At 66.4% G+C, this 11,209-nt stretch carries 12 protein-coding genes; 10 read left to right on the top strand and 2 right to left on the bottom strand.

Going from position 1 to position 11,209, the window contains the following annotated elements; genetic code table 11:
* Positions 1 to 3 precede the first annotated feature (3 nt).
* Together ABD654_RS11265 and ABD654_RS11255 are read right to left on the bottom strand one after the other, a co-directional pair.
* On the bottom strand, positions 4 to 2,343 hold the full coding sequence (locus ABD654_RS11265) for an ATP-binding protein (RefSeq protein ID WP_425552768.1): 2,340 nt from the start codon (positions 2,341 to 2,343) through the stop codon (positions 4 to 6).
* 54 nt (positions 2,344 to 2,397) lie between these two features.
* The gene (locus tag ABD654_RS11255; protein ID WP_344704979.1) at positions 2,398 to 2,601 is read right to left on the bottom strand and encodes a hypothetical protein; all 204 of its coding nucleotides are present in this window, start codon (positions 2,599 to 2,601) and stop codon (positions 2,398 to 2,400) included.
* A gap of 301 nt (positions 2,602 to 2,902) precedes the next feature.
* Here ABD654_RS11255 and ftsB point away from each other — a divergent pair, with 301 nt between their 5' ends.
* The 10 genes from ftsB to alr all read left to right on the top strand — a co-directional run bounded on the left by ftsB (position 2,903) and on the right by alr (position 11,185).
* Positions 2,903 to 3,184, top strand: coding sequence for a cell division protein FtsB (gene ftsB, locus ABD654_RS11250; RefSeq protein WP_344705155.1), 282 nt, complete (start codon positions 2,903 to 2,905; stop codon positions 3,182 to 3,184).
* The gene (gene ispD, locus ABD654_RS11245; protein ID WP_344704978.1) at positions 3,181 to 3,873 is read left to right on the top strand and encodes a 2-C-methyl-D-erythritol 4-phosphate cytidylyltransferase; all 693 of its coding nucleotides are present in this window, start codon (positions 3,181 to 3,183) and stop codon (positions 3,871 to 3,873) included. Before ftsB ends, ispD begins: the two co-directional genes overlap by 4 nt.
* Before the next feature lie 33 nt (positions 3,874 to 3,906).
* Positions 3,907 to 4,389, top strand: coding sequence for a 2-C-methyl-D-erythritol 2,4-cyclodiphosphate synthase (gene ispF, locus ABD654_RS11240; protein ID WP_344704977.1), 483 nt, complete (start codon positions 3,907 to 3,909; stop codon positions 4,387 to 4,389).
* Positions 4,386 to 5,441: a tRNA pseudouridine(13) synthase TruD gene (gene truD / locus ABD654_RS11235; RefSeq protein ID WP_344704976.1), complete on the top strand. Its 1,056-nt coding sequence runs from the start codon at positions 4,386 to 4,388 to the stop codon at positions 5,439 to 5,441. Before ispF ends, truD begins: the two co-directional genes overlap by 4 nt.
* A gap of 38 nt (positions 5,442 to 5,479) precedes the next feature.
* A complete protein-coding gene (gene surE, locus ABD654_RS11230; RefSeq protein WP_344704975.1) occupies positions 5,480 to 6,226 on the top strand; it encodes a 5'/3'-nucleotidase SurE in 747 nt (248 codons plus the stop codon).
* On the top strand, positions 6,213 to 6,890 hold the full coding sequence (locus tag ABD654_RS11225) for a protein-L-isoaspartate(D-aspartate) O-methyltransferase (RefSeq protein WP_344704974.1): 678 nt from the start codon (positions 6,213 to 6,215) through the stop codon (positions 6,888 to 6,890). Before surE ends, ABD654_RS11225 begins: the two co-directional genes overlap by 14 nt.
* Entirely contained in the window at positions 6,887 to 7,873 is a 987-nt protein-coding gene (locus ABD654_RS11220) for a DUF368 domain-containing protein (protein ID WP_344704973.1), read from the top strand. The genes ABD654_RS11225 and ABD654_RS11220 overlap by 4 nt, the downstream gene beginning before the upstream one ends.
* 4 nt (positions 7,874 to 7,877) lie before the next feature.
* Positions 7,878 to 8,918 (top strand): peptidoglycan DD-metalloendopeptidase family protein, encoded by a 1,041-nt coding sequence (locus ABD654_RS11215; RefSeq protein WP_344704972.1) that lies wholly within the window; start codon positions 7,878 to 7,880, stop codon positions 8,916 to 8,918.
* Between the two features lie 123 nt (positions 8,919 to 9,041).
* Positions 9,042 to 10,019: an RNA polymerase sigma factor RpoS gene (rpoS, locus tag ABD654_RS11210; RefSeq protein WP_344704971.1), complete on the top strand. Its 978-nt coding sequence runs from the start codon at positions 9,042 to 9,044 to the stop codon at positions 10,017 to 10,019.
* Between the two features lie 68 nt (positions 10,020 to 10,087).
* Positions 10,088 to 11,185: an alanine racemase gene (alr, locus tag ABD654_RS11205; RefSeq protein ID WP_344704970.1), complete on the top strand. Its 1,098-nt coding sequence runs from the start codon at positions 10,088 to 10,090 to the stop codon at positions 11,183 to 11,185.
* Positions 11,186 to 11,209 lie beyond the last annotated feature (24 nt).

Here is an 11,209-nt window from a genome sequence, read left to right as displayed (position 1 = left end):
GCGTCAGAGCGTAAGGTGGCGTTCAAGCGTTGCCGTAAGTTTAGCAATTTCTAACGGCTTGGTGAGATAGGCGTCAAATCCGGCCTCCAGCGCCTGGTTGGCGTCGCGCCGGGTGGCGCTGGCAGAAAGCGCTACCACCGGCAGGTGGTGCAGCGCCGGATCCCGGCGAATCGCTGCCAGCGCGTCAAAGCCGCTCATCCCGGGCAGGTGAATATCCAGCATCACCAGCGCAGCCGGGGTGATGCGCAAAAGCTCCAGGCCCATTTCCGCGCTGGGCGCGGTGCGCAGCGCGACCCCGTCCATGTCGTCGATGATATCTTCCATCAGCCGCTGGTTGGCGGGGTTGTCTTCCACGTAGACCAGCGTTTGCAGCGCTTTCGCGCTGGCCGGCCGAGCGCTTGCGTGGCGTTCGGCCGGCGCCCGGTCGTCGGCGTTGCGGTCCGGGCGGCGGGGCAGCGTGAACCAAAACGTCGAGCCGCTGCCGGGGGTGCTGTCGACGCCGATGGTCCCGCCCATGCGCTCAATCAGCTCCCGGGTGATGGCAAGGCCGATGCCGGTGCCTTCAATGGCGCCGTTTTCAGCGTCCAGCCGGTTGAACGGCTCAAAAAGCTCGTGCTGGCGATGTTCGGGAATGCCCGGGCCGCTATCGCTGATGCGGATGCACAGCGTGTCGTTTTCGGAAGATGCGGCCACCTCGACCGAGCCGCCGGGGCTGTTGTATTTGATGGCGTTGGAAATCAGGTTGAACAGCACCTGCTTGACCCGGGTGTAGTCGGCGTGCACCTGCCAGCCGGCCGGCGGCGGGGTAAACGCAAGGCGGATGCCGGCCGCGTCGGCGCTGGGCTCAAGGGTCTGGCAGGCGTCGTCGATGACCTGGGCTAAAGCCAGGTTTTCCAGCGACAGCGACATGCGCCCGGCCTCGATCTTGGCAAGATCGAGCACTTCGTTGATCAGGCTCAGCAGGTGCTGGCCGCTTTTTTCGATCTGGTTGACCTGGCGTGACTGCCTTTCGTTCAGCGGATGACGCTGGCTGTTGGACAGCAGCTGGGCAAAGCCGAGAATGGCGTTGAGCGGCGTGCGCAGCTCGTGGCTCATCGACGAGAGAAACTCGCTTTTGGCCTGGTTGGCACGCTGGGCCAGATCCCGCGCCTGAGCCAGATCGGTCATGACCTGGTTGCGCTCGGCCATCTGCCGGTAGAGATTAATCAGCAGCGCACAGGTGGCGGTAAACGGCTTGAGCCAGCGCAGCAGTGAAGCATCCAGGGTCTGGCGGCTGTTGGCGATGGCGTACATGCCGATCAGCTCTCTGCCGCTGTAAATGGGCACGCCCAGATAGTTATCGATAGTCGGATGGCCCGGCGGGAAGCCGCCGCGCCGGGGGTGCTGGTAGACATCATCGGTCATGACCACCTCGCCGTGGGCGTAGACGCGCCCGAGCAGGGTGTCCGGCCGGCGCAGCGTTACCTCGCCGTCGCGCATCTGCTCCATCAGCCGATGAGAGGCGACGTTCCAGGAAATATCGGTGATGGCGTGCACCTTCAGCGCGTTGCCGTCCTCGCCGGGAAGCACCTCGCCGATCAGCGCGTAGCGGCTGTCGGTCAGCTCGCGCAGCGCTTCCATTAAAAACGTCCACAGGGTCTCGCCGGACATCAGCGTCGGGTAGTCGGTGATGCCCTGGTGGAGCACTTTCAGCAGGCGCTGCTCTTTTTGCACCCGCTGCTTGGCGGCCTGAATGTCGCTCAGATCGGTAAGCACGCCCACAAACTCTTCCACATGGCCGCTGTCATCGCGAATGGCATCGACGGCCAGATGCACGGGAATGCGCCGGCCGTCCTTGTGCCGGGCCTCTACCTCGCGGCCCTTGCCGATTACCCGGGGCGGGTGGCCGTTGAGATAGCGCTGGATATAGCCGTCGTGGTGGGGCTGGACTTCCGGCGGGGTAAGCATGGCGACGTTGTGCCCGACCACCTCGTCTTTTGCATAGCCCAGCAGACTCAGCGCAAAGGGGTTGATGGCGATGACCCGGCCGGTGCGGTCAATGCGCACCTTGGCGGTGGCGCTGGTAAAAAACAGCGCCTCGAAGCGCCGGGCGGTGTGGGCCAAATTCCGGCGCAGCCGGTTTTCCTGCAGCAGCGCCTCGGCCTGGCCGGCAAGGCCGGCCAGCAGACGGCGCTGGCGATCGCTGAACGTGCGCGGCCGGCGGTCGATCAAACACAGCGTGCCCAGCGGCAAATCGTCCAGCGGGCGCAGCGGATGGCCGGCGTAAAAGCGGATATAGGGCGGGTTGCCCACCAGCGGATTGTCGGCAAAGCGAGGATCGGCCAGGGTATCGGGAACGATCAAAGCGTCGTCAGCGGCGACGGCGTGGGCGCAGAACGATACGTCGCGACCGGTCTCTTAAGGCGCAAGCCCCGGGTGCGATTTAAACCACTGGCGGTTTTCGTCTACCAGCGAAATCAGCGCGATGGGCACGTCGAAAATATCCCGGGCAAGCTCGGTCAGACGGTCAAAGCCCTCTGCTGCCGGCGTATCGAGGATGTCAAGCTGATGCAGGGCGTTGAGCCGTCGGCTTTCATAGGCGGGAATATCAGGCGCTTGCATGGGCGTTCCGGAAAATGGGCTGAGGACGTTACATGATAACGGCCAAAGGCGTGCCAACTTAAGCCTCGCCCGGCGGCGGCTGCGAAATTATCCGCCGGCGGCGTGGCCGTTTGCGCACGGTTGATGGCATAATGCGCCGCTTGCAGGCCGGTATGGGCCGGTGCCCATGTTTTCTTGGCAGGCGTATGCGGTGAGTGGCGAATCCCTCTATAAGTGGCGAATCCCTATGAGTGGCAAACCCCCTATGAGTGGCGAACCCCCGAATAGCAAGCCCCGGCATAGCGACCCCCAAAAAGCGCGGCTGCGCCAATGGCTGGTGCTGGGGCTTTGTGCTCTGCTGGCGCTGCTGCAGTATAAACTGTGGCTGGGGCGCGGCGGCGTGCAGGAATGGCGTCAGGTGCAAAGCCGCGTCGACGCTCAGGAAGCGGCCAACGCCCCCCTGCGCGAGCGCAATGCCCGGCTGGCCGCCGAGGTCAAGGACCTCAAAACCGGCCTGGCCGCCGTGGAAGAGCGCGCCCGCAGCGACATGGGCATGGTGCGTGCCGACGAGCAGTTTTTCTGGGTACCCGGAGCCGGCCAGTGAGCCGCCCGATCTGGCTGGTAGTGCCCGCGGCCGGGCAGGGGCGGCGCATGGGCGGTGACCGGCCCAAGCAGTATTTGCCGCTGGCCGGCCGGCCGATCATGGCGCACACCCTTGAGCGGCTCCATCAGGCGCTGCCTAACGCCCGGCTGGCGCTGTGCCTTGACGACGGCGACGCCTGGTTTGAGCCGGCCTGGGTGGCGTTTACCTGCTGGCAGCGCGTCACCGGCGGGGCAGAACGCATGGACAGCGTTCTCGGCGCGCTGCGCGCGGTGCCGGCCGATGACGACGATATTGTGCTGGTGCACGACGTAGCCCGGCCCTGCGTCAGCCCCGACGACGTGCGTGCGCTGGCGCGTGCCGCAGACAGCGACGACGGCGCGCTGCTGGCCATGCCGGTGGCAGACACCATGAAACGTGCCACGCCCGGCGGCGCCTGCGCGCGCACCGAGTCCCGGGCCGGGCTGTGGCATGCGCTCACCCCCCAGGGGTTTCGCTACGGCCTTTTGCGCCGCGCGCTGGAGCGCGCCGCCGCCGGCGGCCTGGCGGTGACCGACGAGGCCTCGGCGGTGGAAGCGCTGGGACGGCATCCGCGGCTGGTCGGCGGGCGGCGGGATAACCTCAAGGTCACCCATCCGGATGATCTGGCGCTGGCCGGGGCGATTCTGACAGCGCAGAACGCCTCGCTTTAATGTTTCTTTATCGTTGACTACCGGGAGATTGCCATGCGTATCGGCCACGGCTTTGACGTTCACCGTTTTGGCCCGGGTGACCATCTGATGATCGGCGGCGTGAAGCTGCCCTTTGACCAGGGGTTTGTCGCCCACTCCGACGGCGACGTGCTGCTCCACGCGCTGTGCGATGCGCTGCTGGGCGCCTGTGCGCTGGGCGACATCGGCCGCCACTTTCCCGACACCGACCCGGCCTGGCAGGGCGCGGACAGCCGCGCGCTGCTGCGCCGGGTGCTTGAGCTGGTGGAAAAGGAAGGCTTCACCCCGGTCAACGTGGACACCACGCTGATGGCCCAGGCGCCGAAAATGGCGCCGCATATCGACGCCATGCGCCGCGCTGTGGCCGATGACCTCAAGCTCTCGCTGGGGCAGGTCAACGTCAAGGCCACCACCACCGAGCGGCTGGGCTTTACCGGCCGCGGCGAGGGCATTGCCGCCGAGGCGGCGGTGCTGCTGGCACGGCGGGGCGACCTGTGAGCTGGGCGCGCTGCCTGGACGCCACGCTGGGCCCGCCGCGCCCCGGCGACTACCGCGCCGCACCGGAAGACTTTTTCGTTGATGAAGCCCTTGATTTTGCCCCGGAAGGCCACGGCGAACACCTTTGGCTGCGCATCGAAAAGCGCGAACAGACCACGCTTGACGTCGTCAGAGCGCTTGCCCGGCTGTGCGGCGTCACGCCGCGCGAGGTGGGCTATTCGGGGATGAAGGACCGCTTTGCGATCACCCGCCAATGGCTCAGCGTCCACCTGCCCGGCCGGGACGCCCCGGAGGCGCTGGAGGAGCGGCTGGCGGCGCTGGGCACCCGGGTGCTTGAGCGCGGCCGCCATCCGCGCAAGCTCAAGCGCGGCGTACACCGCAGCAACCGTTTTACCCTGCGCCTGACCGGCGAGGCTGCGGCCGCGGACGACGTTGCCGCCCGCTGGCAGGCGCTGTGCGCAGGCGGCGTGCCCAACTACTTCGGCCCCCAGCGCTTCGGTGCCGGCGGGCGCAACCTGGCCCGGGCCCGGGCACTGCTGGCCCGGGGCTGGCGCAAGCGCGACGACCGCCAGGGCATGCTGCTTTCCAGCGCGCGCAGCTTTTTGTTCAATGAGCTGCTGAGTGCGCGCTTGCAGGCAGACTGCTGGGCCACGCCGCTTGCCGGCGATACGCTGATGCTTGACGGCACCCAGAGCGTGTTCGCCGTCGAGCAGGTCGATGCCGAACTCGAACGGCGCGCCGCCGAGCTTGATGTGCATCCCACAGGGCCGCTGTGGGGAACAGAAGACGGCGCGGCAGACGCGGCCACACCCGCACAGCGCTTTGAGGCGCAGCTGGCGCGCGACTATCCCGTGCTTTGCGCGGGCATCGAACAGGCCGGCGCCAAAACAGGGCGGCGAGCGCTGCGCCTGCGGTTGGGCACGCCGGCGCTTGCACCGCTGGACGACGGCGGGGTGAGGCTTGAGTTTTCACTGCCTCGGGGCAGTTTTGCCACCGCTGTGCTGCGCGAGCTGATGGATCATCCGGATTTTGCCCCGCTGCCCGCCGTATAGGGCAGGGCAGCGAGGCCGGCCAGGACAAGGAGCCAACCATGCGGCGACTGCTGCTTTCCAACGACGACGGCGTTCATGCGCCGGGACTGCGAGCCCTGTACGACGGGCTGATTGCCCATGCCAAGGTGCGCGTGGTCGCCCCCGACCGCGACCGTAGCGGTGCCAGCAATTCGCTGACGCTTGCGCGCCCGCTTGCGCTTACCGCACTGGAAAACGGGTTTTACAGCGTCGACGGTACGCCCGCCGACTGCGTGTATCTGGGCGTTAACGGCGTCTGGGACGAAAAGCCCGATCTGGTGATTTCAGGCATCAACCAGGGCGGCAACCTGGGCGATGACGTGCTGTATTCCGGCACCGTGGCGGCGGCCATGGAAGGGCGCAACCTGGGCATGACCGCCATTGCGGTGTCGCTTTGCGGGCGGCGCCACTTCGACAGCGCCGCCCGAGTGGCGGCCACGCTTGTGGGCGCGGCGGGGAATCTGTCATTGCCGCCGCGCACGCTGCTCAACGTCAACGTGCCGGATCTGCCGTGGGAGGCTATCCGGGGCGTAAAGGTGACCCGCATGGGCTATCGCGGCCCGGCGGAAAAGCCCGTGGAAACCCGCGATCCGCGCGGGCGCACGCGCTACTGGATTGCCCCGGCAGGTGCAAACGCCGACGACGGCGAAGACACCGACTTTGCCGCCGTTGAGGCCGGCTGGGTATCGATTACCCCGCTGCAGATGGACCTGACGCGCCACCCGGCGCGCGCCGACGTGCAGGGCTGGCTGGATGCATTTGCCTGAATGCGATTCGCTCAGCCGGCGCGGGCGGGGCATGACCTCTCAGCGCACCCGCGACCGTATGGTCAAGCGGCTGGCGCGCCAGGGCATTGGCGATGCGCGCGTGCTTGAGCTGATGGCCCGGGAGCCTCGCCACCTTTTTGTCGACGAGGCGCTGGCCCAGCGGGCCTACGAAGACAGCTCGCTGCCCATCGGCTTTGGCCAGACGCTTTCCCGGCCGCTTACCGTCGCGCGGATGACCGAGCTTGCGGTGCAGGCCGAGCCCCGCCGGGTGCTGGAGCTGGGCAGCGGCTCGGGCTACCAGACGCTTTTGCTCTCAAGGCTGGTCGCCGAGGTGTATTCCGTCGAGCGCATTGCCGCACTGCATCGCCGGGCCGCCCAGCGCCTGGCATGGCTTGAGGCCCCGGCCCGGCTCAAGGTGGCCGACGGCACCCTGGGCTGGGCCGGCGCCGCGCCGTTTGACGCCATTGTGCTCACCGCCTGCGCGCGCACGCTGCCCCAGGCGCTGCTCGAGCAGCTCAGCGACGGCGGCGTGCTGATTGCCCCGGTGGCCACCGGCGACGGCGCACAGTCGCTGATTCAGGTGCGCCGAACGGGCCGTCTGTTTGAGCAGCGCCGTCTGGAAAGCGTGCGCTTTGTTCCCTTGCTGGAAGGAGTTGTGGAGTGAGCCGATCCGCGCTACGCGTATTTTTTACCGGCGCCGGCATGGGGGCAGCCGATGCAGTGCCCGGCGTGTCCGGCGGCACCATTGCCTTTATCAGCGGCTTTTACGCCGAGCTGATTCACACCATCCGCCAGTTTGGCCCGGGGGTGATTGGTGCCTGGCGGCGCGGCGGTGTGAAAGGCGCTGCCCGCCATTTGAATCTGGCGTTTTTACTGCCGCTGCTGGCCGGCGTGGCGCTGGCCGTCTTCAGCGTAGCGCATCTGACCGTGTGGCTGATGGCGGCGTACCCGCTGCTGCTGGACGGCTTTTTTTTCGGCCTGGTGGCCGCCTCGGCGCTGGTGGTCCACCAGGTCGGGGAGCGCTTTAGGTGGCGCTATCTGATCCTTCTGGGGCTAGGGCTTATGCTGGCCCGTGCGCTGCCGTCATTGATGCCGCTGATGCTCGCCGTGGACAGCGATGCGCTGATGCTGGTGCTGGCCGGCAGCATCGCCATCAGCGCGATGCTGCTGCCGGGCGTGTCGGGCAGCTTTCTGCTGCTGTCGATGGGGCTTTACGCCACCGTCATGCAGGCCGTGCGCGATCTTGACGTGCCGGTCATGGCGCTGTTCGGCGGGGGCTGTGTGATCGGGCTGATGCTGTTTTCACGCCTGCTGTCGTGGCTTTTACAGCGCCATCATGCCGCCACCATGCAGCTGCTGCTGGGGTTTATCCTGGGTTCGCTGCCGCTTCTCTGGCCGTGGCGCGAACTGGTACGCTATCAGCTAGGGCCGGACGGGCAGCTGATTCCTCTGGCGCATCGCCATCTGCTGCCCGGCGACTACGCCACCCTTACCGGCGCTTCAGCGCAAACCCTTGGCGTGCTGGGGCTGATGCTTGTCGGCGCGCTGCTGGTTGTGCTGTTGAATCGCCAAGCCAGGCGCGGCGCGCCCGCCAGCGGCGCCGCACCTGATGCTCACCGAACAAGCGCTGACCAACAGGAGACCTAGTCGCATGCGCAAGATTTTCGTGATGTCCGTGCTGGCCCTTGCCGTTGCCGGCTGCACCACCTCGCAGTCGCGCCCTTTAGTGCGCGATGTAACCGACGACGTGCGGCAAACGGCGCAAACCGCGCCGCAGTATACCGTCAAGTCAGGCGATACCCTCTACGGCATTGCCTGGGAGCACAACCTTGACTATCGCAACCTCGCCGCGCTCAACGATATCGCCCCGCCCTACAACATCTACCCGGGGCAGACCATTCGCCTGCGCGAAAGCGCCAGGGCCGGCCAGGCCCGGGGGCAAGCGTCGCCGGCGGCGAACGCCTCTGGCGGCGCGGTACGCGATGGCCTGGAGCCGTCGATAGCGGGCAATGCCGCGTCGGGCGGTGCCCAGACGCAGCAGGTGGACTGGCTGCTGCCTGAAAAGCCGGTCAGCAACGCCGGGCGGGACGCTCAGCCGGCGCCGGATCAGCCCGAAGCCGACAAGGGCAAAGCTGCCAAAAAAGCTGCCAAAAGCGAAAGCGACGCGCCCAAGCCCGCCGCCGAGCCGAAGACGAAGCCAGCGGCGAAGACGAGCAAAAACCAGGTGGCCAAGGCAGGCCAGAGCCAGGAAAAAACCGCCGGCGCCGCGGCGTCCACAACCGAGCAAAAGCGCGAACAGCGCCGTTATACGCCGGCCAAAAACATCGCCTGGCAGTGGCCGGTCAACGGCGAAGTGGTCGGGCGATTCGACGACGAAGGTAGCATCACGGCGGGCATTGATATCGCCGGGGAAAAGGGTCAATCTGTCAAAGCGGCCGGCCCGGGCATCGTGGTCTATGCGGGCAGCGGCGTACGCGGCTACGGTAATCTGGTATTGCTCAAGCACAACGATCAGTTCCTGTCGGCGTATGCGCACAACGATAGCTTAAGCGTTAGCGAAAACGACGTGGTCAAGGCGGGGGAAACCATTGCCACCATGGGCGATAGCGATGCGGAAAACGTCAGGCTGCACTTTGAAGTGCGTAAAGACGGCGAACCGCAAGACCCGCTTACCTATCTGCCTTCACGCTAGCCCATGACGGTCCGCCCGTTTGGCTGCCGCGTCGGCTAAAGCTGCCGGGGCCGCCGTAAAACAATAAAGGCCGGGTAGCTTCCGGCCAGCTAAAGCGCCGGGCGTGTGCTGGGGGGTAAAGGGATGAGCACGGTAGAGCAGGATTTCCAGGAAGTGGATCTAAGCGCGGTAGAGCAGGCGCTGGAAGAAAGGGACGCCACGCAGGCCGCCCGGGAAGCGGCGGCGTTTGAAAAGGCCCTTGGGCGCCAGGAGCGTTCCCACGGCCAGCGTTTGGATGCCACCCAGATCTATCTCAACGAAATCGGTTTTTCGCCGCTTCTTACGCCTCAAGAGGAAGTGTTCTACGGCCGCCTGGCGCGCCAGGGCGACCCGCTTGGCCGCTCGCGGATGATCGAATCCAACCTGCGGCTGGTGGTCAAGATTGCCCGGCGCTACCTCAACCGCGGCCTTACGCTGCTGGATCTGATCGAAGAGGGCAATCTGGGGCTGATTCGCGCGGTGGAAAAATTCGACCCGGAACGCGGCTTTCGGTTTTCCACCTATGCCACCTGGTGGATTCGCCAGACCATCGAACGGGCGCTGATGAACCAGACCCGCACGATTCGCCTGCCGATTCACGTGGTCAAAGAGCTCAATATCTACCTGCGCGCCGCCCGGGAGCTGACCCAGCGGCTGGATCACGAGCCCACGGCCGAAGAAATTGCCGCCCATCTGGACAAGCCGGTGGCGACGGTCAAGAAAATGCTGGGGCTCAATGAGCGGGTCTCGTCGGTGGACTATCCCGTCGGCGGGGACAGCGACAAGCCGCTGATCGATACGCTGGCCGACGACGATGACATCGGCCCGGAAGCCTCGCTGGTGGACGGCGACGTTAAACAGCACGTGGATGGCTGGCTTGACTCGCTGGCCGACAAGCAGCGCGAGGTTGTCGCCCGCCGTTTCGGCCTGCGCGGCCACGAAGCCGCCACGCTGGAAGACGTCGGCGCCGAAATCGGGCTGACCCGGGAGCGGGTGCGCCAGATCCAGGTTGAGGCGCTGAAAAAGCTGCGCCGGCTGCTGGAGCAGCAGGGGCTTTCGCTGGATGCCATCTTTGAAAGCTAGACGAACGGCTTTGAACGTTAAACGAACGGCGTTGAAAGCTAAAAGACATACGACAATACGAGAGATGCATGCGACCGTTGATCGCCCATATTGACCTTGATGCGCTGCGGCACAACTATCGGCTGGCGCGGCGCTGTGCGCCGTACAGCCAGTCCATCGCCGTTATCAAGGCGGACGGCTACGGCCATGGTGCGCTGGCCTGCGCCCGGGCGCTGGCAGATGAGGCCCCGGCGTTTGGCGTAGCGAGCCTGGACGAGGCGCGGGTGCTGCGGCGTGGCGGAATCGAGACGCCGATTGTGCTGCTGGAAGGCATCTTCAGCGCCGATGAGCTGGCGGAAGTGGACGCCCAGCGGCTGTGGATGGCCGTGCACAGTCGCTGGCAGCTCGACGCGCTTCAAGCCTATACGCCTGAAGCGCCGATCCCGGTCTGGGTCAAGGTGGATTCCGGCATGCACCGGCTGGGCTTTGCCCCTGATGAAGTAGAGGCGGTGTGGCAGGCATTGTGCGACGCCCCCCAGGTGGGCGAGCTGCACCTGATGAGCCACTTCGCCACCGCCGACGCCGCCGCAAGCGAGCACTACGCCCGCCAGCTGGCGTGCGTGAAAGACCTGGCCTGCCGGCTGGACGCGCCGCTAAGCCTGGCCAATTCGCCGGCGACGCTGGCCCACGCCGAGGCGCACGGCGCCTATAATCGCCCGGGCGTTATGCTCTACGGCAGCGATCCGCTGGAGCAGGCCAACGCCGTCTCGCGCGGGCTTGAGCCGGTGATGACCCTGCGCGCGGAAATCATCGCCCTTCGCACCGTCGGCCCCGGCGAGCGGATCGGCTACGGCGGGCGTTTCTGCACCCGGGCGCCCACCCGCGTTGCGGTCGTGTCGGCGGGCTACGGTGACGGCTACGATCGCCACGCCGCCGACGGCACGCCGGTGCTGGTGGAAGGCCGGCGCGCCACGCTTGCCGGCAAGGTATCCATGGATATGCTCACCGTGGACGTGAGCGATATTCCCGAAGCGCGCATCGGCAGCGAGGTGGTGCTCTGGGGGCGGGCGGCCAACGGCGCGGTGCTCTCGGTAGACGAGGTGGCGCGCCACTGCCAGACCATCAGCTACACCCTGCTGACCGGCGTGCTGCCCCGGGTGCCCCGGCGCTATCATCCGTCGCACTGATACGATCTCAGGGGCTACGCTGCT

This window comes from Halomonas cibimaris (assembly GCF_039537045.1).
Lineage (GTDB): Bacteria > Pseudomonadota > Gammaproteobacteria > Pseudomonadales > Halomonadaceae > Vreelandella > Vreelandella cibimaris.
This window is presented reverse-complemented; position numbering and strand designations above follow the sequence as displayed.